A 23,857-nucleotide genomic window follows, 5' to 3' on the forward strand; every position below is an offset into this window, starting at 1 on the left:
TTAAATGTTTTCAATATGGGCGGCCGCTTTTTTAATGGCCTTCTTTATGCGTGTATAGGTGCCGCAACGACAAATATTTCCGTTCATAGCAGTTTCGATCTGTTCGTCCGTTGGGTTTGGATTGCTTTTTAAGAAGGCACTCGCATTCATAATCTGTCCCGCCTGGCAGTACCCGCATTGATACACATCCTCTTCCAACCATGCTTTTTGTACGGGATGGTCGCCATTTTCAGAAAGTCCTTCGATCGTTGTAATGGCCTGTTCGCCCACTGCGGAGACAGGCAATTGGCACGAACGTACCGCATTGTCCCCTAAGTGGATAGTGCAAGCCCCACATTGGGAGATACCGCAACCATATTTGGTACCCACCAATTTGAAATGATCCCTTAGCACCCAAAGCATGGGTGTAGTAGGATCCAGATCGATTTGTTGTTTTTTTCCGTTGATGTTCAGATTAAAATTCGCCATGATTTTGGTGTAAATAGATGAGTATTATAAATTTACGAAATTTAAGGATACCTAAAATGACAGAATTGAAACAATTTTAAAAAAAGCTTATGTACAAGATTCATATAATCCTTAAGTTGCTACTCTAGGACCTCTATCCGGTTAAGCCATTTTTTTACCTCAGTTTCCGTTTTTGCTGCAACATCTCCTTTTATGGCAAGGTAAATACCATCCCGCTCTACACCGCCCTTTATGGAAAAGCCTTCTAAAACAGTGCTGTTCGGACAAAGTTTTTTAACGGTCCGGAAGCTGCTACCCACTCCATACCCAGCATTGGTATTGAATGGAATAATCGTTTTATCACTTAGGTCATATTGATTCAAAAAGCTTTTTATGGGGGGAGGAAGCTGCATGCCCCAAGTAGGAAATCCCAAAAAGACCGTATCGTATCGGGCCATATCTACTTTGGTCTTCAGCGGAGGTATAAAACCGATTTCGTTTTCTTCGGCCACTTGCTTCACGATGGCATGGTAATCCTCAGGATAGGGATTTTCCAGTACAAGGGCCACCAAATCTCCACCGACCTCTTCTTGGATCATCTCGGCAACGGCCTTGGTGTTATTGGTCCTTGAATGATATACAATCAAGATTTTTTCAGATTTATTTTTTTCCTCTTTTGGGAAATAACCTACCGAAACTATTAGAAAGCATAGAAATAACATTTTCATAATCGACTTGCTATTAACCTTCTGGTGTCAGCAGCTTACTAAAGGTCAGATTGGCCAATTTCCAGTTGTCATTTTCCTTCACATAGACTTCCGTTACCATAAAAGGGTTGGTTACTTCGTTTCCGCCTACAGCGGCCAGGAGCGTAATTCTATTCCAAAGTATCACGGTATTTTCATTCAACACTTCTACCATAACCTCATGCACATCTGCCTTTTTATAATGGATTCCGCCGCTTCGGATAATATCCACTTCCCGGTCTTTGCCCCAGGTACCTCCCATATGCACGAACTTGGCCTTCTCATGGAAAAGTTCCGCCAGTTTGTCCGCATCCTTGTCGGCCATCCATTGCCATTTTTGTTGGGAAAGTTGTTTGATTTCCTGTTCGATATCGGCAGATTGCGCCATGGCCATTGGCAGGCTTAAAAAAGCGATTAGTACGCGTAAAATCAGTTTATTGTTTAACATTTTGTTTTTTTAAGTTTAGTGTTCAATTTCATGGGTATCCCGTACACTACTAAAGGTCAGGTCCAATAATTTCCAATCGCCTGCTTCCTTTTTATAGAATTCCGTTACGGTAAACTCGTTTTTAACGTCATTTCCCCTTACATGGGCAGTGAGCGTAATACGGTTCCAAAGCACGGCGGTGTCATCTCCGAACGATTCAACAGCAATATCATGTACCTCGGCATTTTTGTACCAAATGCTTCCCGTTTTTATGATTTCCAGCTCCCTGTCCTTTTTCCAGGAACCGCTCATGTGCACAAATTTTGATTTGTCATGGAAAAGGGTAGCTAATTTATCCACCTTTTTATCGGCCATCCATTGCCATTTTTGTTGGGAGAGTTCCTTGATTTCGGTTTCGATATTGGCATCGTTCAATTTAGGTGCTGGAATGGCATTATAGGCCTCATCGGTCAGTTCGTCAGTCCACTCCGTGGGTGCATTGCCGCTTATGGCCAAATAGGTTACCGGGCTATTAGAAGCTGCGCCGTGCCAATGTTCCACATTCGGTTGGCATATCACCACATCGCCCGCCCGTACCACTTTCACTTCCTTACCTTTTTCCTGATAAAGTCCCACGCCATGGGTAATTAATAGTTGTTGCCCTTTGGGATGCAGGTGCCAGTTCAGTTTTGCTCCTGGAGCGGACACGGCCTGGGCAACGCTCCAGTCAAAGGTTGCATCGGCATCAACGACATGGCTCAGCCAAACATCCCCTGTGTGGTGTACGTTTTTGGCCAAAGTGCCTTTTGGAAAAATGGCATCTTGGGCCAAAGCCGGATGAATAATAGCTGCCGCAAATAATAAGGAATAAAGTATTCTTTTCATGTTTTTCATTTTAAACGTGTTCTAGCTTACATTTTTTGTTTATTTCTTGTCCAGCCCCTTTTCCTTTAACCAAACGGATAACAGGTTGGCCACTTTTTGATTGTTCAAGTCCGACATGGGGAAGTGGGTATTGCCTTTGAGACCAACATCTGGCAATTGGATCAAGGTCACATCGCCACCGTGTTTATTGACGGTATCCCTCCATAATTTGGCCATCGTGACCGCAGCGCGCCATTGTTCCTGCGCCGGGTTTTCCACGGGTTCATCGGGGATATTATCGCCGTAATAGATAACAATTGGTATTTCGGTCAGTCTTTTGAATTTGGACATTGGAACGCCCCTGGCACTTAATGTACCGCCCACATACGTAATCGATGCTGGTACTTCACCCTCGGGGAATACAAAATTACTTCCGGGCTCATAGGAGGCGATTGCCTTGATGTTTTTATTTTTAAGGGCGGTCATCCAGCCTTGCCCTCCGCTATGGGAATGGGTCACCAAGATGCCCTCGCCAATTTTATCGAACAAGGCGGAAACGGCATCAATATTGACCATGATATCGAGTGGGCCGGTATCCGGGGTAATCTGTCTAAAATACTGGTTCAGGGCTTCCGGGTCTTTGGAAAACTGGATATCCGGATAAAATTCCGTGCCTACGCCAACTCTAAAGATGCCGAACCAAAGCTGGTCATCGGTAGAGGCTTTGATGGTAGTTGGTTCCGTACTACGTCCGGACAGCCCCCTTCTGGGCTGATCTACCAAATTTACTGGGAAACCGCGTCGTAGAAAAATACTCTGAAAACCTTCCCTGCCGTCGGGAGTAGTCTGCCAAGTGCGCATGGACTGTCCGAAGCCGTGCCAAAACACCAGAGGTAATTTATTGGCATCTACGGGAACTTGGTAAAATACCGTGGCATGGTCCCCGTGAAGGGACTGGCCCTCCGCGCTTTGATTTGTTGGGTTGAATGCCCCATGCGCTATGGGATCAAAGGCTCCTGGACTGGTCTTTATCGTTCCTCCTACGGTAAAACTACCTTGTTCTAGAATGGATATGGGCAGCTTTTGGGCATGGCCCAAGAACACCCATAAAAAGATACTCCCCAGGGTAAAGAAAAGATTGGTTTTTAAATGTACTAGTACTCTGTTCATATTTTTGATGTTATTAGGGTGCTACTACAAATCAATTTACCCTATCAGTTATTTGCGTTGTATTCCTCTTCCGTAACGGGCTCCAACCACTCCGTGGGTCCATTTTCACTACTTGAAATCGCCAATTGTATAAACTCGCTGTCGCTACTGGCCCCGTGCCAATGTGGAAGGTTCGGCGGACATTTTACGGCATCCCCTTTCTGTAAAACCCGTTTGGGACTTCCTTTTTCCTGATAATACCCTTCGCCATCGACAACCAAAATGATTTGCCCAGAGGGATGGGAATGCCAGTTGGTACGCGCGCCCGGTTCAAAGGTCACGTTGCCTACGTACGTATGGTTTAAACTATCTACACTAATGAGCATGCTCACATAGGCGGTGCCCACAAAATTGTTGTTGGTTATTTTGTTGCCTTTTGTAAATATAAGGGATGCCTCCTGTTCCGGCATCACCGCTACCGTTTCAATATTTTGTATTTCGGAACTGTTTTGTTCCTTGCAGGAAAGTAATAACACCATCACAGAAAATACAAGTAAACCATTTTTAAATTTCATCTTGTTCATTTTTTGGGTTCCAATAATTCGCTTAAAACTTCCCTGGCCGATACAATTTTTGATCTGTCCACATTTTTTTCCAGGAGATCCACCAATTCAGATAATTGTTCTGGGGTGATTCCCTGTATCAAACAGATATTTAGATGCGAACTAAGCATTGGTTCTACACCTCCAATAGTTGCCAGTACAGAAACCGTGACCAGTTCCCTTTGTTGGTAGTTCAAAATATCACGCTCAAAAATATCGGCAAACAAGTGTTCCTTTAAAAAGACTTCTATTATTGGGGCAAATTGTGCATAATCGGCCGGTGGCCCGTCTAATTTGTTTTGAACCAATTCTTCTAAAATAACCTTCCCCCTATCGTATTTCGGAATCGTATCCTCGATGAGACTAGCGTCCTTCCCTATAATATCCTTAATTCCATTAACCTTTCGTTCCTCCAATACTTTAATAAAAGTTCGCATACCGCGCAGGCTGCGTGGAAATCCACAATAGGCATACAGGTGTACCATTACCTCTTTTATTTCGTTAACGGTTAGGCCAGAATCCAAACCGTCGACCAAAGCGGTTTCTAATTTTTCCATATCCCCTTTTGCCGTTAGTGACGAAATGATGATAATCGATTTTTGCTTATTATCCAACATCTTTGTGGTACTGCCGGTTGCTTGTGCTTTCGAGCTGGCCGTAAAACCAAGAAGGAAAGTAGCAAGTGAAGCAAAAATCAATGTCTTCAGTTTTTTTATTACCCTATTATTAATCTCCATTATATCCTGTTTCTTTTTAGCGATCGGTCATTTTTTGATCAGTTGGCGAATAACATTCCCCTTAAGGTAAGTCTTTGAAGTGGCCTCCGAAATAATAATTCGTATCCTTTTGGCACTTCTCTGTATTTAACATTCAAAATTAACACTTCAAAAACCAAAAATACTTACCCAAATTACGGATAAACCTACCATTATTACGGATTAGTGAAAAGCAATTTTAATTACTTATAATCAATGTCTTATCTTTAATAAAAAATTATTGAAAATGGATAAAATCTTGTACATCAAATCGGTTTCGGACTATTGTAAACTTCGAAACTGGGAGGTGCTGCATCCTTTGGTGGCCATTATCGATTTTGACAAGCTCAGCGAGGAAGGCTATACAAACAACCAATATGATGCTTTCCATTTTAAGTGCTATGCTATTTTCCTCAAGGATGTAAAAGGGTGTAAAATCCATTATGGGGGCAAACCCTACGACTATGACGAGGGTACCCTTGTTTTCATGGCTCCTAACCAGACCATCGAGTTAGGTGGTTTTGATCCAGATTACGTGCCAAAGGGCTATGCAATGCTATTTCACCCAGACTTGTTACTGGGTACAGAATTGGGAAAAAAAATGCATATATATAATTTTTTCGCCTATTCAAGTAACGAGGCACTCCATCTCTCGGCTAAAGAACGCAAGGTGATCTTAAGCTTATTGGAAAAAATACAGTTTGAACTGGAGCAGAACTTGGACAAGCACAGCAAAAAACTGATTGTGGCCAACATCGAGCTCTTTTTGGACTATTGCACACGTTTCTATGACCGGCAATTCTTGACCCGCGAGATCGAAAACATAAGTTCCATGCAAGAGTTCGATCAATTTTTGAACGACTATTTCACCTCCGATAAGCCACAAAAGCATGGTACTCCTACGGTAGGTTATTTCGCAGAGCGATTAAACCTATCTTCCAATTACTTTGGGGATCTGGTTAAAAAAGAGACAGGGAAATCTGCACAAGAGTACATTCAAAGCAAATTGATCGAGGTGGCAAAGGAAAGGGTTTTTGATCCGACCAAATCATTGAGTGAAATTGCTTTCGAGCTTGGTTTCAAATATCCACAGCATTTCACCAGATTGTTTAAACAACGTGTTGGACATTCACCTCGCGAGTTTAGGGATTTAAATTGATTAAGATCACGGCGATATTCGGTGTATTTACCAATATGCCTTTAAGCGGTCATTTTGTGAATCATCACAAAACCATCTCAATAACTGTCTGTTGTTCCACCTCTCTTTTTAGAAGTTCCAGTAATTTTCCTTTAAGGGAAATAACAAAGTATATTTAAACGACCGTATGATCTACAATAATAAAAGTCAAGTACTTTTTTGATGCTCAGAATAAACATAGTTTATTTTTCCCGTATCTTTAATAAGTTTACACTCTTAACCTTTAAATGCCCATGATGGATTTTGACATGTTGGAGTAAATACAGAAGAACATAATTTACACCATCTGGTTAATATTCTCATTAGAAAGAATACAAAACTATACATATATAATTCGATAGGATTAAAGGGAATCGTTCAGAAAGATCTTGGCAATTTAAAGTCAGTATCCCAATCATTAAAAACACATGGTTTGGATCACTATAATTCTGCTCTTTAATATTCTATCTCCACCAAACACCTAGTCTTTTCCTAGATTGTTTGTATCAAATTATTTTTCGGAGATGTTTTTTTAAAGGATGTAAAAAATGTTGCTTGTAAAATAATTTTCTTTGTAACTTAGAGGTAGTAAAAACGCATAGTATTTACTTTCATTTAGTTACATATTTGATTAACATGTCAATAGCGGGATTATACATTAAATAAACGTACGCAAAGTCCTGATTGTCAGTTGCTTGGATTTAGTTATTGGATGCTGTCATCCCGACCAAGTAAAAAAGGGTTAAGGCGCTAGCCTTCACTTTTGCATTTGCAGCAAAGGGTTTATTAGGATTCTGCAAATCCTGTTCTGGTCGGTGTTATTTCTTGTGAGGGAGTTCCAAAACGCAGTTTTGAGAAACGATCTGAAACAAAAAAAGGAATAAGGCGCTAGCCTACAATTTTCTATTTCAAACCCTACCTACAACATAAGGGTTGGCGTAGTGTATTAATTATTGCCCAATATCCATTACCTTTATTTCGCGATTATATACTAGCCACTTTCTGCTTTTTTCTTAATGGACGATTGTGAGCAAGGGGGCTATTGTTATTGATGCTAGGGCCATGGGTTTAATAATTACGGTTGGTATATTGCTGTAAATCAGCTTTTTTCACCTTATAAAACACAAATACCTAAAGAAATGATTTTTATAGAGAACGAAGTAAATACCAACCCACGCTTAAATTTAGCACTGGAAGAATATATTTTGAGAAAGTTTAATCCTGCGAATGATTATTTGTTGTTTTATATCAATGAACCATCCATCATTATAGGTCGAAACCAAAACACCTTGGAGGAGATAAACCACCAATATGTTGAAGACCATAATATCCACGTAGTACGTAGAATTTCTGGTGGGGGAGCGGTATATCACGATTTTGGAAACCTCAATTTCAGCTTCATCACCAACCACGATGGGAAAAGCCTAAGTAATTTTGAAAAATTCACAGCTCCCGTAATTAAGGTTTTAAACGCTTTAGGGGTGAAGGCCCAACTTAAGGGGCGCAATGATATACAAGTAGCTGAAAAAAAAATCTCTGGTACCGCTCAATTTTCAACAGGTAAAAGAATGGTAAGTCATGGAACTTTATTATTGGACACCGATTTGGAGGAAGTGGTAAATGCACTAAATGTTAAAATGGACAAGATAGTGTCTAAAGGCCATAAATCCGTTCGCAGTCGTGTAGCCAATATCTCAGAATATTTAAAACAGCCCATTAAGATTGAGGAGTTCAGGAGCTTGTTATTGGCCGGACTTTATGAGGAGAGCGAGCCTTTTGAGAAGTATCAGCTTACGCCAGAGGAATGGGAGGGGGTACACCGGTTAAAGGAGGAGAAATACGATACTTGGGACTGGAATTATGGAAAATCGCCCAAGTTTAATATTCAACGAAGCAAACGCTTTCCTGTGGGTGAGTTGGATGTACGGATTTTTGTTGAAAAGGGGCATATACAGGACTTTAAGATCTATGGAGACTTTTTTGGGAAAGAACCACTGAAAAGTCTAGAAGAACGTTTTATAGGTGTTCGCTATGAGTCAGAGGATATTTTGGCGCTTTTAAATGATGTAGATATCAAAGAGTATTTTGGCGACCTCCCTAAAAACGACTTTGCCCAATTGGTATATGGTGCGGACGTGGCGGATTAGCTTGTTAAACGAGGGTGAGAGGAATACTGAAATTGGCTTTTTTAACTCTCTTAGCGGGGGGGGGGGTGTGTTTTTAAAGTAGAGGTGTATGCCTAGGGTATGTAGTTGTTTCTGGGTTTATTTAAGGTGAAGTGTCCTCTAAAAATCACCTCCATTAATAAATAACTATTGAGACATTTTGGAATAAAAACTCCTGTGGTTTTATGGCCACGGAAGTACATGATGTAACCCTAGCCTTATAGATGGAGAAATTCCTGGTAGAAATCTGGGTGGAGCAGAAACCCCATAAGAAAGAAGGTAGAATTATTATTTAGGTAAATTGGGCTATTATCATGTGTTTAAGGGAGCCTAATAATCTGATGCGTCCCAATTTATAATCAGTCATTTTGGGAGAACAAGTCGCAGGGTTTGCGTAATTTTATATAAACCGAAAACTATTGGAAGTTACCTTTAAGCTGGGATTATCTGGTACATATCCAAGGGATCTTGCCATGTTGGCGCAGGTCCGTAAATTAAAACTCGCTCTTTTACCGTTCCTTTCAACGGGATCGTATAGCCCTTAGAAATAACAATTCTTAAATCCAATATAATGGAATTAATAAACAATTTTTTAGAATTTGATCTTTTAAGAATCGGGAAATATAATTTGAAGGTTGTTACTCTTTTTATAGCGTTATTAATAATAATCTTAACGAGGGTAATTTTATGGCTGATAAAGAAATCTATGTTTCGTAGGAGAAATTTAGAGCACTTTAATGAAGGGAACACTTATTCTTTATTTCAAATAATAAAATATATTCTGTGGATAATAGCCATTGCATTTATCCTAGAAACCTTAGGGGTAAAGGTAACCCTATTAATTGCAGGTTCGGCGGCTTTGCTGGTGGGAGTTGGTCTAGGTTTACAGCAAACATTTAACGATATAATTTCGGGCATAATTTTGCTTTCCGAAAGGTCCATTAGAATTTCCGATATTCTTGAAATAGATGGGGATATTGTGAAAATTCAGGAAATAGGCTTGCGTACTTCCAAAGGCCTCAACACAGATGATATTTCAATTATTATCCCCAACTCCTTAATAACAACCAATAAAGTTATTAATTGGAGCCATCAAACAAACCTTAATCGCTTTAGGATAGATGTGGGAGTTGCCTATGGTAGTGATGTAGAGCTCGTTATTAAAATTCTACATGAGAGCGCCATGGAACATCCAGAGGTAGATGATCAAAAATTACCGGAAGCAAGATTGGTGAATTTTGGAAATTCATCCTTAGATTTTCAAGTGCTTTTTTATAGTAGTACCGTTTTTGGATCGGCTAGAATGAAAAGTGATATTCGCCGAATAATAAATAGGAAATTTATTCAAAGCAATATCTCCATTCCTTTCCCACAGATGGATGTGCATATGAAATCCTAAAAAGAGTAAGGCATCTAGATGCAACTATTCTAAAGAATATCTAAGTAGAATGGAAAGGCCGTAGCTTGCAGTAATCTTTAGATTGCTGTTAATACGAAGTCAGTTCCACTTCTTTAACGCCCAACCAATAACTTGAAGAGAAATAAATCTTATAGATTTTATTTCCATACGCTATTACTTCCAAATAATAAGCGGTGTCTTGCTGTTTCAATAAAAGCCTTTCTACCTTACCAAGTCCTTAGCTTTATTGGGATTTAGTTTAAACTTAATAAACATATTTTATTTTCTTTCAAAAGTTATATATATTTACTTACAAATAATGCGATCTTTAAGTTAATTGTTTACCATAGGCGGGTGGGGGGCAAGGTGCTAAAACCTACTTGTATGGATAAAATATTTAAATCGCGTTTTGAGAAGTAATTAGCTATAACTAGATGAAATTTAACCAACTAAACCAATAAAATATGTTTCCTCCCCTTTATCCCTCAGGGATATTGCCATCTTCATTACAGTATCCCAGTATTGGGAATGCCGTTAATTTCTTAGCGCTTAAAGTCTATCATGTAAAATCTGAAGCTATCCGTACGAAAAACAATTTTAAGAGTTCCTGTCCATCAGTGTTTTTACGGCCTAGCGACGATTATTAGAAATAATGAATCATTAGATATACCATCCCAAGGGTGGTCGCATTTTAAAATCCTTTAAAACCATTTGCATGACAGCTATTTATATCATTTTAGGAATTCTAGGGATCGCCTTATTTTTAGGTTTGGGCTATTACCTGTGGTCTAGTTCCAACGAGAAGTACGATTACAACATATTTAATCTAGGAGTTATTATTAGAGGGGTGCTGGCTGTGGGATGTATTTGGTTGGCAATGGGCATGTCTGACCTCGGGGACGGATCCTCAATGGTATGGATTATTGCCTCAGTTATCTTATGGTTATGGACATTTCTGGAAACCGCTATGAGAGCAAATATATTTATAGCCATATTTTCCTTGGTTTATCAACTATTAGCGGTGGTTTTTATCTTAAATATCATTAATCGAGTTCTTAAATTATTTCCAACCAAAAATTAAATTGACTTAGCTAAGGGCATAGAGTACTCCTTCTATTTTTTAGGCAGAATGCCATGCTACCCATAAAATATATTCTGAATTAAAGCCGATTATTATGGAAAAAGAGAAACTTACCAAAAACCAAATAATTAATCCCAACCGACCTTATTGGCGAAAGGAAATTGATGAGGCATTTGCTAAAAGAAAGGCATTGATGCACGAGGTAGCCTTAAAGAGGGGAAGGGCTTATGATGGTGAAAGTATAGCGCTATTTCACGATTGCTACACAGGTAAATTGCTTAGAGGGGGTGATCGGTATGATTATGAGCATATTATATCTGCCGAAATCTTATTTGATCGGTTTAAGGCAACCCATACCAACCAGGAGATTGCAGAAATTGTAAATCATCCCGATAACGTGGGAGTTACCTTGCGTAGCATAAACCAATACAAAGGCAAACACCCTCTAGTCTCGCGTATTCTGAATAATCCAGAGAAAGTAAAGGAGTTTGGAATTGATGCTCAATTGGCTAAAACGAATTTATTAAAGGCAGAGAAAGCGGTTTATTCATTTAGGAAAAAATAATAGGCCTCTACTGCAAAGGTCAGAGTGGCCAAAAAAAAGAGGGCGCTCCCGAAATTGCACGCCCTCCTTTTACGTCGTTTTCATACACTACACTATGACTGTAGATTATGAGCGACAAAATTATTCAACAAAAAAGAGACCCTCTAATTATTTAACGGTTATAGCTTTTTTTTAACATTCCTAGACTAGGTTGCTCTACCCCATAGCCTTAGGGAACGCCATATATAGGATAAAGAGCACTTAATTTGATTCCTAATTCCTGTAAAGCTTACTGATTTTTATTTTGGTAGTTTAGAATTTCAGGAATAACTCAGCAAGTTTCCTAGGATTCACTTTCCCACTTCTTTATAAGGCGATTATACTAACACTTTATAGGTTTTAGTAGTAATTACTGGGAGTTTGAGGTGCATTAAGGTGAAAATCTATAAGGGGGGGGGCCCCTGTAGCGCACGGCAACCTTATCCGTATTAATCGATTGGGTTAGTTTTAATATCGAACATGATATATGTCATTGTTTTTTATTGTAAATTGAAAATGCGAATACTCAGTAGGTGTAGGAAGTCAGTATACTTTCTATGCAGTGACTGAAAATGGAAGGAAATGTTAAAGTGGACTATTATTTTCGTGGTACTTGCGCTAATAGCAGCAGTTTTTGGATACGGAGGATTTGCTTCTGGTGCTGTGTCCATTGCCAAAATTCTATTCTTTATATTTTTGGCATTGAGCGTAATCTCCATAATTGCCGGCAGGTCCAATAAAATATAGGATTCATTACGTGTAGAATGGAGCTAAGCTTCATTTAATGGTACTAGTGTTACCATTTTATTATGTAGACCCTCTAAAATCCCTCCCAAATGAAAAAGGAGAAGCATGAGAATAAAGTTTTTATAGATAGCTATAAGTTGATGCGGTCGCGAAACAGTTTTAATAAACGGGATGAAGTTTTTGTGGAAGTCGAGGGAAAAAAATCTATTTCTTCAAAGAAATCAAAGGGCTATACCTATCCTAAAAATACCTTTCTTACTACCTATGACCCCTTAGAGAGTCTGTAATTAAAGGTGTTTAAAATTGTTTGTAGGTTCTTTTTATACCAAATCACTTGTCCTTTGGATTCCGTCTTAGGTGCTTCAAAGGTATAGGGCTGTATACCCCTCCGCTATGTTTTTTATAACATTAATGGCTCAAAAACTGCGCTCTAAAGATAATAGGAGCTGGTGCTAGCTTTTGAAATCTTATTTCAAAAGACTATAGTGTTACTAGTTGGTGGCGTTGGTATAAAACCCCTAACCTAGTATTTGTAGGCCTATTAATTCTGCTAACTAAAAGATTGTAATGGAGCTAAGCGAACTGCATATCAGTATACAACTTTTTGAATACTATAAGTCCCTTGGTGAAAAAACAATGGAGCAGTTGGAGGAAAAGGATTTTTTCTGGCAATTTAATGATGCGTCTAACTCCATAGCCATCATCGTTCACCATCTTTGTGGAAATATGAAATCTAGGTGGACCGACTTTCTAACTACGGATGGGGAAAAAGTTTGGCGTCAGCGCGATTTAGAATTTGAGGATGTGATTAGGACTAAGGAGGAAATGTTGCTTAAATGGAATGAAGGTTGGCAATCCGTTTTTACGGCTCTAAACTTGCTTGATAAGGAAAATTTGGATTCTACCATTTATATTAGAAATCAGGCACATACCATTCCTGAAGCAATAAATAGACAATTGGCGCACTATGCCTACCATATAGGACAAATGGTTTATATAGGCCGAATGATTAAAGGTGCCGAATGGAAGAGCTTATCCATTCCGAAGGGAAAATCCGATGCGTTTAATGAAATCAAATTCTCCAAAGGAAAACACGGCGGATCCTTTACGGATGACATTATTAAAAAAGGATAGCCCCTAGACCTGATTTTTTGTAGGTGAAAAATACTTAATGCTACTATTAGCCAGAACACCTAATTAATTAGGTTTAGTAATCCAACTTAAAAATTGTTTAGGTTAATATAGGCAGTTTTAATAGAGGTTTCTTTTTCCGATATATTTGTCCACGCAAAGTGGACCTTATCCTTTACAAGCCCCATTTGTGGTAAACCAGATCTCCTAGATGCGCTTAGACTATCTACTACTATTGCGTTGTATTTTTTACCGGTAGCGTGTACTTTCATCGCCAATAGGCGTGCATCCGTGTCGGTCGCTTCCATCCAGCTTACGATGGCATATTCTTCATCTATCATTAATAAATCTACCCTGCCCAAAGGAGCCTTTTCACTTATAACAATGGGAGTATCAAAATTTTCGCCACCATCATGGGAAAAAATCAGGTTTACCTTAGGTTGGTTATTGGCCGCAGTAAACCAGCTTACGCCAAGCGTATTGCCAATAGCGGCTGCCTTAGGGCCGTTCACAGGACATCCCTTAATTTCCCAGCCATCCTCATTGATAGATCTTGGGGCAGTCCATTTTCCGTTAACCCTTCTTGTAATGGAAATATCCCTAACTTCATCCTCGGTACGATCCCTATAGAGTACTACTGGGCCATTAGAAGTAATGGCGGCAGTGGTCTGGCAACAATCGCAGGTTCTATCGTCCAACAAAACTTCATTGCCTACCCATCCTTTTGCAGAAACCTCGGCAGCTCTTAGGCTCATGGCACCTGCATGCCCCTCGCCATGTCCTGCGCTCGAAGTATTTCGGCCATCGAGCCAAGTAACAAAAAATGAATTCTCTTTATAGGGGAGTGCGGTTACAAAACCATGTTCTGTCTCAGTGCCATCTGTGTGTAGGGGAAGGGAGGTGCTCCAAACGGAATCTCCAGCGGGGAGCACGTTCAATTTTATGTCGTATGAATAAGTGCCGGGGGACGACTTCCTTAGCACGTGAGAAAGTAAATTCCCATTATTCGCTGTAATCATTGGGAAGTCGGCCCAATTTACAAACCAATCCTTACCTGTGATTATTTCTTTCGGTTGCTGCCAAGCATCCTCTACTAGCTCGGCATATTTTAGGCGATGTGTGGTATCATTAACTGCTTCTACCCAAGATAGTATGGCATTGCTACCATCTGTAAATAAAAATGGAAGGGAACTTCCCGTACCCGATGGAGAGGGAATATTACGCACTATTTCCTGGCCTGTTGTTGCCCCTTTTTTTTCTTTTTTATTCCCGGTGTTACAAGCGCTTACAAGGAGAATAATTACGAGGAGTGGTGAAAATTTGAAGGCGTGCATTTACTGAATATTTTTAAGTTTGGTGATCATGGTTTCAGCATCCCATTCAACGGCGCCGGTAATTTCCTCTACTTTCTCCCCTTTTTCATTATAGATGAATGTGGTGGGAAGGGCATAGATATTTAATTGGGAAAGGGCAGCAGTGGTCCTGATAAAATTAAAATCATAATCTACCCGCTCTTTAAAATCGGTGATTTTCTTGACGGATTGATCGGAGACCAATAGAAATTGGTAGTTTTCCTTTTCTAAAATCTCTTTAGCTCTTAACAAAGAGGGCATTTCGGCAATGCAAGGTCTGCACCAAGTAGCCCAAAAATTGAGAAGTATCTTCTTTCCCTGATAATCGGATAAGGAGATAGGATTGCCCTCCAAATCTACATATATGGAAGTTGGGGTGGGAGTTTGTTGAGTAACCGTTGCATCGGATGTGGGAGCTTCGTTCTGTTTTTTCACCTGCTTACATGAAGTTGAAATCATTAAGGGAAACAGTAAATAGAGAAAGATTTTTTTCATGCCTATAGTGCCTAATTAGCGATTGTCTAGGTTATAAATATATCTTATTAAAGCTAAATCCGAGAAGCATTACCTTTATTTTTTTATCCATGCAGTGAGGTAGCAAGGGGTTTATGCAACCGAAAAATCATTCTCCCTTGGGTATTCCCTATAAAAACGAGTACCGCACGCACATTCCTATAATCCTGAATAGGGATTAGCTGACTGTTTAGTAAAACCTACTATAATTGGATCTTCGTCGTTCTTTAAATCGGGAAATATCGAACACTAAAAATAATTCCAACGAATTGGGAATAAATTGCTTGGCCTCGGCCCCAAAGGGCAACCTATAATTCAGCCCCAACTCAAAAGTTTCCAATATCAGGCTGCTGGCAAATCCTACCTCCGTAAAAGAGGCATTTTCCATAAAATTAATATGTTCATTTATACCAATGCTAAAGTTTCCCAAGGTAACATCCTGATAAAAATCTAAGCGGGTATTGGGCCCCTGTACAGATACCGCATTAAAAAAATATAGATATGAAAACTCCGGTAATTTTGCCTGTCCGTATTTATTGATATCCAGCTCATACCCAAATTGTCCGGAGATGAGCATATTAAGGTTAACGTTAATTTCACTTTGTCTGGAAGATATTTTTGGCTGATTAAGATGTTTAAACGATAGCCCAAAGAGCATATTGATATCGTTATGTACTAAAACAGAAGCCCCTAGATCCAAATACCCAATATTTTCCGATGCGGTGATGGGGTCTATGGTATTGGCACTTATTTGACCCGAAAATATATTGATCTGATCTTGAAACGTAAGGTTGTTAAAATCGTATCGGTAGTTGCTGTAGCCCCCCGAAATTCCTGGGTACAACAACCAGTCATTGGGAAGCCTTAATCTGTACATATAACTGAGTGCCGCCGAAGTATATTTATATCCCTCATTGTTGAGGTTGTTATTAAAAAGGTCTACTCCCAATTGAAAATTGTACTCTTCAAATGCGGTGGACCCAAAGGCGTATTTGTGTTGCGAATGAGAACCTTGATTCTGACCTGCAAATTCTGCCAATACCCCAACTCGGGTTTTGTCCTTAAATGCATGAAAACTTGGATTTAGGGAGGCAGGAACCTTACTGAGGTTATGAACAAATTTTTCCTGTGCATAACTCCCCAGCGAAACAACAATAAACAGTAAGGTTATAAGATTATTTTTTTTCATTATTATCTTAATATGGAGGCTTCGCCAGTTTTTGTGATTTGGTTGTTGTCCTTGGTGGTTCCTACGAATAAGTATCTAAATGACTTGTGTTTATAGGGTTTTCCAGAACTATAGTTTCCATTCCATCCCCAGTGGATGGGCATGTTGTTATAATCATAGGCCACAGTGTAAACTAGGCTGCCCCACATATCAAAAATTTGAAAGGTAAAGGACGATATCCCTGTAAATTCACCCTGAAAATAATCGTTGATTCCATCTGCATTAGCAGAGAAGACATTGGGGAACATTACGTCGTATCCCTTACCAATCTGTACGGTTTGCTGCACGGATTTACTACAACCTTGCTCATTAAATAGGTTTAGGGTAACCGTAAATTGTCCGGGGTAATTGTAGCTGTGGGTTGCCAAGGAACCCTCCACAGTGGGATCTATGTTTACTGTGGGACTTCCGTCGCCAAAATCCCATCTTGCCTTGGTGTAACCCTCATTATGGATGTTGAACCTAATATCTTCCTTGGCCAATAAAAGTCCTGTAATATCGTATTCTGCCGAGCTATAGCTAAAGGACGGCTCGGGTACCCCAGTGCTAATAGGTAGCGTAAAGCCGCATCCTTGGTCGTTAACCACATTTAAGGAGGCATTTTCCATGGGATTGGCAATTTGAATGGAATAGGTATTAACATCGGTTTTTACAGAGGGCATTAGCGCATTATTATAATAGAAGCTTACATCGCCCCCATAACTGTTAAAAATGGATACGGAAATACTCCCTGGATTTCCAAGACATAAGGCTTCGTCCAAAAATGGTCCGTCCAATTTTTGAAGCGATTCGGTTTTCTTTACCTGTATTATTTCTCGGTAGTAATAAGATGGATCGTCATTGGAACATCCATTAATATTGCTTGTTACGGTAAGCCTATACCTACCTTCTTCCAGATTGCTAAATTCCGTTCTATTTTGTCCCATGGGGGCAAATTGAGGGTCGGGATTGGAAGTGGTTCCGGCAACTTCCTTTTCCCAAACTATGGAGTAAGGCCTTAGTCCACCAGAAACAGCGATAGAGATAGCCCCATCGTTAGTGGATCCACAACTTACTGGTTTTACTGTTTTGTCCACTACAATTGGAGGATGGGAGGTGGCAAAGGTAAAATGGAGTTGTTGGGAAATACAGTCCTTACTATCGGTAATAGTTAAGGTATAGGTGCCCGGAATTGCTGTGAAACTGGTTATATCCTGTGCTACAAAATTATCGGGTCCTTCCCAATCGTATAAATAATACGGGGTATTATTTGCATCCTTAAAAGGAGAACCACCGCTTACCAATTTGGTATCCAACGAAAAGTTATATTCCCCTTCACATGGCGCCAAGGTGAATTCCTGGGGGCCCTTGTAGGACAATGCCTCATAAGGAGCTAGGTTAAAGGTTTCTACCTTACATTGATTGGCATCGGTAACCGTAATTACATGGCCCTCGCTATTGAGACCGCTTATTGTGGTTTCCTTAGAATTGAATAGTACCGCTGCACCGTTGTTTATTGAATATTGGTAAGGTGCAGTACCGCCCTCTATAGCTATGGTAAATGATCTTCCCGTATTAGGATCGAAACAACTTGCACTTTGCGAATCAATTTCGGTAGCACTAAAAGCCTGAGGGGCTTTTATAACAAAGGTCTTACGGATAGTACAAGGGGCATCAGGATTGCTATTGGTATCGGTAACCACAACCTCATAGCTACCACCACCTAGATTGGTAAGGTTGGTAGTATTGGTAGCATAGCTAGTTCCATTCTTATACCAATTTATTTGTAACTGACTGCTTGGATCCGATTTTACCTGAATGTTTATTTCTGCGTTGGAGTCTTCGGCACATTGTAATTGCTCGTTTACTAGCTGTATACTGCTAAATTCCATTGCTGCCTTAGAGGCCACATGGGCGGTGTAGGTAGTAGAGCAGCCTACCTGATCTGTGATCGACAATACGTATACCCCAGGAGCCAAATTACTAATGTTTTCTGTGTTATAGCTTACATTGTTGGGACCTGTCCAGCTAAAATTATAAGGAGGGAAGCCGCCGGTTACTGTGGTAGTTCCATTATTTAAACTTATAGATCCATCATTTTGACCAAAACAGCTAACATTTTTCACCACAACCGAAGCCTGGTCAAATTGTAATCCCATGGGAAGAGTTACCGATTTGGATACGGAAATGGAACAGGAAGCATCCTGCACAGTTACCGTATAGTTTTCTCCTCCGCTTAATCCGGTATAGGTAATTTTGGGGTTATTGGAGGTTTGTACTGTGCTGGTTCCATCCGGTTTGGTCAGCGTATAGGTAAAGGGTGCAACCCCACCTGCGCTGATTGCTGTAATCACCGTATTACACGTATCCCCAATAGACATAGTAAGTTTCTCTGGTTCTGATACTTGAAAGGGCAGGGAGGTAACGCTACAGCGCTCGTTGTATACCGTAAGTTGATAAACGCCTGCCGATAAATTACTCAGGCTGAGGGTGGTGGCAGAAAAGCTATCATCGCCAACTTTGATCCATTTATATGTATTGGCAACCCGGTTGGCCTGGGTTAGAACATTGGATGCACTAACATTGGAGTCACTCCCCGTACTAACATAAACGGTAAAACTAATTCCCGCAACTTTAGCGGTTAAACTAATCTCATGGTAATTACTGGCTGCAATAACCTCACTGAGTTTGGCGCCCGTTGCACTGTTTACCTTTTGGGCCAAAGCAGCGGCAATTTCACTATTGTTCTGGGGTTGGTTAATGCCATTTAAGGTAACCTGATGTTCGTATACAATTCCGTTGATAATTAAACTGTATTTATTGCCTAGGGTAGGGGTTCCAAAAAATGAAACGGTATTCATCTGTTTTTGTGCGGTACTCCCTCCAGTAATCCTTTCGTTGGGTATTACAATACGCCCATCATCTCCTCCAAAGCAACTAACACCGGTAATATCATTGGCAATAATATCCTGGTTGTTGATAATTGGATAGGGAATTACCGTTACCAATATGGGGGCAGTTTCATCGGAACAAGCCACTCCATTGAGGGTACTGGTTACACTTCTTTTGTAATAGGTAGATTTTGTTAAGGTAGCAGGCGGAGTATAGGTTGGTTGATTAGCATTAACCACCGGATGGTAGGATTGGTTGTCTTCCGAAGAATACCACTGGTACGATAAGATGCCTGCCCCTGAAGCAGCAACTATTTCTACAAGCGCTTTAGGTTGGTCGCCTTCACAGATAGACTGATTATCTGCTATTTGTCCGGCATCCACGGCATTGTATGTAATCTTCACAGGGTTGGTGGCTACCGTGCAGGTTTGGTCACCTAGGGAAGTCCTTGTCAGGGTCCTCTTATAGTAGGTTGTTTCGGTGGGAGTAGGAGGTGTGTAAGATGCGGTGGTGACACCTGTTTCGGTCCACGTATTCCCATCTAAGGAAGCTAACCACTTATAGTGTTGATCGGGAAAATTACTTGCATCGGTAACGGTTAGGGTGCTTGGGGTATCGCCCTCACAAAGGGTCTGATCGCTGGTGAGGCTCCCTGGTACTAATTTGTCTGCCACCTCTACAACAATAATATTGCTATCAGCCATGCATAGTACTCCATTTAAGGTAGATATGGCGGTTCTTTTGAAATAAGTAGTGGGGTAGTTGCCTGCTTGGGGGTCGTAGGTGCCGTTGGTTGCCCCTTGTATTTTTCCCCAAGTGGCGTTATCTATAGAGGAATACCACTGGTATTTTAGGACTCCGTCTGCCGTAGCATCTACGGTGCTTCCCAAGATGCTTGGATCGTCTCCAAAACAAATCTTTTGAGCTCCAGAAATACTGCCACCATCTACATCGTTAATACTAATTTTTATTACGTTGCTCGGTACAAAAGGTCCGCACACCCTATTATCTACAGTGGTGAGATAATCCCTTCGGAAATATTTGTCTGCGGTTAATGGGGCTCCCATTGAATACGTGGCATCGGTTGCGCCTACGATAGGGGTAAAAGTTATATTATCATCGGATTGATACCATTGGAAGTCTAAATAAGGCAGGCCTTCTATAGCACTGGGATTGCCAAGGGACGGAGGCATATCATTGTAACAAATAGTGATGTCCTGGCCTAGATTGTCTGCTTGAGGAACTAAAACGGTCACCGGATTGCTATCTACAATACACTCCACCCCGTTAATATCGGTATTGGTAGTGGTTCTTATATAGGTGGTTGTTTTAAATATGGGGTTCGAAGGAGCAAAGTTTATACTGGTCGCTCCCGGTATTAGACTACCGTTTTTATACCACTGATAGCTTAGGGTGTCATCGCCAGTGGATGCTTCCATCTCTATAATTCCACTGGGAATGTCCCCATTACAGATTACTTCCTCATTGCTACCCTGGGTACCGTTGGCATTGGTAGTCCCAATGACTCCTCCTGTGGCATTGCCTCCATTTATGACGGTTAGGACGTTACTGGTAACACTGCAACTGACTCCGTTTAAGGTAGAGGTGGTAATTCTTCTATAGTATTTATTTTCTGTTACTACCGGAGGGTCAAAGAAAGCCTGGGTGGCATCTGGAATTTGGGTAAAATTAATATTGTCATCGGAAGCTTCCCATTGGTAGGTAAGTTCACCAGAAGCGATTAGAGGGTAATTAACCCCAAAAGGTTGTGGATCCCCACCATTGCATATTTCTGTAGTTCCTGTGGCCCCAGAAGAAAAGGTGATTTTATGGTTTTCTGCATCTTCAAACTTGTTTATATATACTAATACGGGGGTGGTAATAGCTTCACAGGAGCTTGTCCCCAGGGTACTGGTAGCCACCCTTCTATAAAAGGTTTGTATTTCCCCCTCATTTATTGGGGTGAAGGTGGCTTGGTTGGCGTTTGCAATTGTATTCCAGTTTTCCCCATCTGTGGAGCTTTGCCAAGCGTAGGCAATGGTTCCGTTAGAGGTGGCATTTTCGCTACTGGTGAGTGGGGGAATGTTTGCATCACCACATACGGTTTGGGTCTGGACGACAGTTCCTGCCGTTAGGCTAAGCAAGGTAACCTGGGTAGGCGTACTAAATCCTTCGCAATTAAAACCATTATTGGTATTGGTTACTTGTCTTTTGTAGAAAGTGGAGACCGTAATTCCATTGGAAAAATGTAGGGTTTCTCCAGTTTCTCCTGGTATTTGGGTATATGCAATATTATCCGTGGAGGAATACCATTGGTAATTTATTCCTGTTCCAGCTGGGGTTCCATTGGCAACGGTAATAGGGGCCGGAGCTTCTCCCTCACATACTACCTGATCTGCAGACCCTTCACCGCCAGAAATTGTTCCAGCTACGTTTACGGTTACCTCATTGGTGTATGCAGTACACACTTTTCCCTGATAGCTACTGGAATCTAAGCGTCTAAACTTGGTAGAAGTAGAAAGAATTCCTGGGGTATAGGTGGTTCCTTTAGCCGCTGCAATGGTAGTCCAACTGATACCATTATCAACAGACGCTTCCCAAGTATGGGTTAGGTTTCCTGGGGTGGTGGTATTCCCCAAAGCAATAATGGTCTCTGGTTGCTGCCCTTCACAGACATCCTGGTCATTACCTATACTGCCAATTCCTAGGCTGTTCACATAAACGGTGCTTTCTGTAGAAAACTCGTGACAAACGGTTGCATTATTTGTTATAATGGTCTGTCTCCTATAGGTTGTGGTAGTCGTTGGCGCTGTGGAAAAACTGAGGGAAGCATTGGTTTCTCCATTAATATTGGTGAAGCCTCCTGTGGTTGCCGCCTGCCATTGGTAGGTAATATTAGGGCCTTGGGGAGTACCGTTTTCGATGGTTATAGGGGATGGAATATCGGCCTGACAAATAGTTTGGTCTACGCTGGCAGTTCCTCCTTGAATTTCTTGGAGCACTACAATTTCTATTTGGTTGGTATATTCCGAGCAACTATGGCCATTTAGTACAATGCTGTCCTGTCTTCTGTATTTTGTGGTTTGGGTTAGGGCGACAGGCTGATATTCCGCATTGGTGGCCCCGGAAATTGAGGTCCATGCATTTCCATTATACGCTTCCCATTGGTAGGAGATGGTCCCGGAACCTGAAGCATTCTTCGCTGAGGTGATGGGATTGGGAACCTGATTATAACAAATGGTTTGGGCACCAGAAATATTCCCTACATTAAAATTGGTATAGGTAATGGTAGCCACGGAACTAATTCCTTGGCAGCTTGCACCGGAAATGGTGGTGATACGCCTATATTCCTGCACTCCGGGAGCAATATTGGCAGACGCATTGTAGGTGCTATTGGTAGCGCCATTAATATTTACCCAATTGTTGTTGATACGTTTTTGCCATTGGTAGCTGCCATTGTTTTCCCCATTGTTAATGGTAAGCAATTGCAGCTCCTCTAGGGAGCAAATCTTTTGATCTGTAGCTGTGCCACCTAAAACAGAAGAGTTTACGGTGATGGTGGCTGCAGGAGTATCCATATAACAGCTAAAACCATTTAATACATTGGTGATTCGTCTTTTATAAGATGTAGAGGTAGTTAAAGCCGGGGGTTGATAAAAATTTTCGGTAGCGTTCGGAATGGGTTGCCATTCCCCGGAATTGTATTGGTACCACTGGTAGGAATGTCGACCTCCTGGGGTTACAGCTACCTCAGCTGCGGTATTTAATTGTTGGGGAGTTTCTCCCGTACAAATATTTTGAGAGGCTCCCTCTGTAATTCGGCCTGGGGTAATTTCATTTACGGTTACGATGGCAGGGGTGCTCATTTCTGTACAACTCTGTCCGTTTAAATTGAATGAGGTGGCTCGTCTATATTTATTTACCCCATTGGTAATATTGGCCAAGTTAATTGGTAAGGACTCTTTGTTTGAATTAGGAATTGCCTCCCAACTACCGTTTATTTCCTTTTCCCATGCAAAACTTCTGTTTTGTACAATATTGGAGGCTGCAATCCCAATGGCCTGTACCTTGGATAGGGAACATACTTGTTGATCTACTCCGGTTCCGCCAGAAAGGGGTATAAATTCTATAGTGGCAATTTCCTCTCCGTCTGTTAGTCCATTTAGGTGATTGGTATTCCCATCCAGTATATATTTAATACTTCCATCTGTAGTAGTGGCAGTGGGTTTTAAGGTAATGCGCACGTTTTTTATAGTAATCACATCCACTGTTGCTTGGGCATTAGCGGTTACGGTTACTTCCAGTCTGGAGGTGTTATTGGGGGCTTGGATTACGGAGATCGATGAAATATCCGCCCCACTTGTATTAGCTTCGCTGGCTGTAATCTCAAAGTTGGAGGGGGCTTCCAAATAGAACGTATAGGAGCCTTGGCCAACATCGGTTGCTAAGTTTTCCGTTAGAAATAAACTGCCTAGGTTTAATTGGGAATTGGGCAAGCTGTTACCACAGGTGTTGAAACTGCCGTTCTCTATACTACTGCTTAGTTGTGCGTTGCCGTGCCATAGAGAAACCATTATCAGAAGTATGAATGTGGCTGTTTTTATGGAATTTGTTATCATG

Annotated in this window: 19 protein-coding genes; 8 read left to right on the top strand and 11 right to left on the bottom strand. The window is 40.9% G+C overall.

Features of this window, described 5'->3' with window-relative positions; genetic code table 11:
* From BV214_RS12515 to BV214_RS12545, 7 genes are all read right to left on the bottom strand, one after another.
* Window positions 1-468: a (2Fe-2S)-binding protein gene (locus BV214_RS12515; RefSeq protein WP_086477852.1), complete on the bottom strand. Its 468-nt coding sequence runs from the start codon at window positions 466-468 to the stop codon at window positions 1-3.
* 119 nt (window positions 469-587) lie between these two features.
* Window positions 588-1,175, bottom strand: coding sequence for a flavodoxin family protein (locus tag BV214_RS12520; RefSeq protein WP_086477853.1), 588 nt, complete (start codon window positions 1,173-1,175; stop codon window positions 588-590).
* A 13-nt stretch (window positions 1,176-1,188) separates the two neighbouring features.
* Window positions 1,189-1,641 (bottom strand): nuclear transport factor 2 family protein, encoded by a 453-nt coding sequence (locus tag BV214_RS12525; protein ID WP_086477854.1) that lies wholly within the window; start codon window positions 1,639-1,641, stop codon window positions 1,189-1,191.
* A gap of 15 nt (window positions 1,642-1,656) precedes the next feature.
* The gene (locus BV214_RS12530) at window positions 1,657-2,505 is read right to left on the bottom strand and encodes a DUF4440 domain-containing protein (RefSeq protein ID WP_086477905.1); all 849 of its coding nucleotides are present in this window, start codon (window positions 2,503-2,505) and stop codon (window positions 1,657-1,659) included.
* A 39-nt stretch (window positions 2,506-2,544) separates the two neighbouring features.
* On the bottom strand, window positions 2,545-3,654 hold the full coding sequence (locus BV214_RS12535; RefSeq protein ID WP_086477855.1) for an alpha/beta hydrolase: 1,110 nt from the start codon (window positions 3,652-3,654) through the stop codon (window positions 2,545-2,547).
* A 44-nt stretch (window positions 3,655-3,698) separates the two neighbouring features.
* Complete coding sequence (locus BV214_RS12540) at window positions 3,699-4,208, bottom strand: cupin domain-containing protein (protein WP_217868745.1); 510 nt, start codon at window positions 4,206-4,208, stop codon at window positions 3,699-3,701.
* A gap of 5 nt (window positions 4,209-4,213) precedes the next feature.
* Entirely contained in the window at window positions 4,214-4,972 is a 759-nt protein-coding gene (locus tag BV214_RS12545; protein ID WP_086477857.1) for a carboxymuconolactone decarboxylase family protein, read from the bottom strand.
* 265 nt (window positions 4,973-5,237) lie between these two features.
* Between BV214_RS12545 and BV214_RS12550 the strand changes: the two genes are divergently transcribed.
* The 8 genes from BV214_RS12550 to BV214_RS12585 all read left to right on the top strand — a co-directional run bounded on the left by BV214_RS12550 (window position 5,238) and on the right by BV214_RS12585 (window position 13,276).
* Window positions 5,238-6,149 (top strand): helix-turn-helix domain-containing protein, encoded by a 912-nt coding sequence (locus BV214_RS12550; RefSeq protein ID WP_086477858.1) that lies wholly within the window; start codon window positions 5,238-5,240, stop codon window positions 6,147-6,149.
* Between the two features lie 1,157 nt (window positions 6,150-7,306).
* Window positions 7,307-8,314, top strand: a complete 1,008-nt coding sequence (locus tag BV214_RS12555) for a lipoate--protein ligase (RefSeq protein ID WP_086477859.1) — start codon at window positions 7,307-7,309, stop codon at window positions 8,312-8,314.
* Window positions 8,315-9,038: 724 nt separating this feature from the next.
* Window positions 9,039-9,731, top strand: a complete 693-nt coding sequence (locus tag BV214_RS12560) for a mechanosensitive ion channel family protein (RefSeq protein ID WP_245806792.1) — start codon at window positions 9,039-9,041, stop codon at window positions 9,729-9,731.
* A gap of 715 nt (window positions 9,732-10,446) precedes the next feature.
* Window positions 10,447-10,812: a hypothetical protein gene (locus BV214_RS12565; RefSeq protein ID WP_086477861.1), complete on the top strand. Its 366-nt coding sequence runs from the start codon at window positions 10,447-10,449 to the stop codon at window positions 10,810-10,812.
* A 94-nt stretch (window positions 10,813-10,906) separates the two neighbouring features.
* On the top strand, window positions 10,907-11,377 hold the full coding sequence (locus BV214_RS12570) for a hypothetical protein (RefSeq protein ID WP_086477862.1): 471 nt from the start codon (window positions 10,907-10,909) through the stop codon (window positions 11,375-11,377).
* A gap of 600 nt (window positions 11,378-11,977) precedes the next feature.
* Window positions 11,978-12,142 carry a DUF1328 domain-containing protein gene (locus BV214_RS12575; RefSeq protein ID WP_086477863.1) on the top strand — a complete coding sequence of 55 codons (165 nt, stop codon included), beginning with the start codon at window positions 11,978-11,980 and terminating at the stop codon, window positions 12,140-12,142.
* Between the two features lie 89 nt (window positions 12,143-12,231).
* The gene (locus BV214_RS12580; protein ID WP_086477864.1) at window positions 12,232-12,429 is read left to right on the top strand and encodes a hypothetical protein; all 198 of its coding nucleotides are present in this window, start codon (window positions 12,232-12,234) and stop codon (window positions 12,427-12,429) included.
* A 280-nt stretch (window positions 12,430-12,709) separates the two neighbouring features.
* On the top strand, window positions 12,710-13,276 hold the full coding sequence (locus BV214_RS12585) for a DUF1572 family protein (RefSeq protein ID WP_086477865.1): 567 nt from the start codon (window positions 12,710-12,712) through the stop codon (window positions 13,274-13,276).
* Between the two features lie 86 nt (window positions 13,277-13,362).
* Here BV214_RS12585 and BV214_RS12590 read toward each other — a convergent pair whose 3' ends face one another.
* The 4 genes from BV214_RS12590 to BV214_RS12605 form a co-directional block, all read right to left on the bottom strand.
* Window positions 13,363-14,607 carry a hypothetical protein gene (locus tag BV214_RS12590; protein ID WP_086477866.1) on the bottom strand — a complete coding sequence of 415 codons (1,245 nt, stop codon included), beginning with the start codon at window positions 14,605-14,607 and terminating at the stop codon, window positions 13,363-13,365.
* Window positions 14,608-15,120: a TlpA family protein disulfide reductase gene (locus BV214_RS12595; protein WP_223883352.1), complete on the bottom strand. Its 513-nt coding sequence runs from the start codon at window positions 15,118-15,120 to the stop codon at window positions 14,608-14,610. It abuts the gene before it with no gap.
* Between the two features lie 208 nt (window positions 15,121-15,328).
* A complete protein-coding gene (locus BV214_RS12600) occupies window positions 15,329-16,327 on the bottom strand; it encodes a type IX secretion system membrane protein PorP/SprF (protein WP_086477867.1) in 999 nt (332 codons plus the stop codon).
* A 2-nt stretch (window positions 16,328-16,329) separates the two neighbouring features.
* Window positions 16,330-23,856, bottom strand: coding sequence for a PKD domain-containing protein (locus BV214_RS12605; protein WP_086477868.1), 7,527 nt, complete (start codon window positions 23,854-23,856; stop codon window positions 16,330-16,332).
* Window position 23,857: the final 1 nt, after the last annotated feature.

The organism is Arenibacter amylolyticus, assembly GCF_002150785.1.
GTDB lineage: Bacteria > Bacteroidota > Bacteroidia > Flavobacteriales > Flavobacteriaceae > Arenibacter > Arenibacter amylolyticus.

Bases quoted from the DNA above. Each gene is read 5' to 3' on its own strand.
- BV214_RS12590 (WP_086477866.1), bottom strand. From the start codon at position 14,607: ATGCACGCCTTCAAATTTTCACCACTCCTCGTAATTATTCTCCTTGTA.
- BV214_RS12520 (WP_086477853.1), bottom strand. From the start codon at position 1,175: ATGAAAATGTTATTTCTATGCTTTCTAATAGTTTCGGTAGGTTATTTC.
- BV214_RS12555 (WP_086477859.1), top strand. From the start codon at position 7,307: ATGATTTTTATAGAGAACGAAGTAAATACCAACCCACGCTTAAATTTA.
- BV214_RS12515 (WP_086477852.1), bottom strand. From the start codon at position 468: ATGGCGAATTTTAATCTGAACATCAACGGAAAAAAACAACAAATCGAT.
- BV214_RS12550 (WP_086477858.1), top strand. From the start codon at position 5,238: ATGGATAAAATCTTGTACATCAAATCGGTTTCGGACTATTGTAAACTT.
- BV214_RS12525 (WP_086477854.1), bottom strand. From the start codon at position 1,641: ATGTTAAACAATAAACTGATTTTACGCGTACTAATCGCTTTTTTAAGC.
- BV214_RS12530 (WP_086477905.1), bottom strand. From the start codon at position 2,505: ATGAAAAGAATACTTTATTCCTTATTATTTGCGGCAGCTATTATTCAT.
- BV214_RS12545 (WP_086477857.1), bottom strand. From the start codon at position 4,972: ATGGAGATTAATAATAGGGTAATAAAAAAACTGAAGACATTGATTTTT.
- BV214_RS12575 (WP_086477863.1), top strand. From the start codon at position 11,978: ATGTTAAAGTGGACTATTATTTTCGTGGTACTTGCGCTAATAGCAGCA.
- BV214_RS12570 (WP_086477862.1), top strand. From the start codon at position 10,907: ATGGAAAAAGAGAAACTTACCAAAAACCAAATAATTAATCCCAACCGA.
- BV214_RS12585 (WP_086477865.1), top strand. From the start codon at position 12,710: ATGGAGCTAAGCGAACTGCATATCAGTATACAACTTTTTGAATACTAT.
- BV214_RS12560 (WP_245806792.1), top strand. From the start codon at position 9,039: ATGTTTCGTAGGAGAAATTTAGAGCACTTTAATGAAGGGAACACTTAT.
- BV214_RS12565 (WP_086477861.1), top strand. From the start codon at position 10,447: ATGACAGCTATTTATATCATTTTAGGAATTCTAGGGATCGCCTTATTT.
- BV214_RS12595 (WP_223883352.1), bottom strand. From the start codon at position 15,120: ATGAAAAAAATCTTTCTCTATTTACTGTTTCCCTTAATGATTTCAACT.
- BV214_RS12605 (WP_086477868.1), bottom strand. From the start codon at position 23,856: ATGATAACAAATTCCATAAAAACAGCCACATTCATACTTCTGATAATG.
- BV214_RS12540 (WP_217868745.1), bottom strand. From the start codon at position 4,208: ATGAAATTTAAAAATGGTTTACTTGTATTTTCTGTGATGGTGTTATTA.
- BV214_RS12580 (WP_086477864.1), top strand. From the start codon at position 12,232: ATGAAAAAGGAGAAGCATGAGAATAAAGTTTTTATAGATAGCTATAAG.
- BV214_RS12600 (WP_086477867.1), bottom strand. From the start codon at position 16,327: ATGAAAAAAAATAATCTTATAACCTTACTGTTTATTGTTGTTTCGCTG.
- BV214_RS12535 (WP_086477855.1), bottom strand. From the start codon at position 3,654: ATGAACAGAGTACTAGTACATTTAAAAACCAATCTTTTCTTTACCCTG.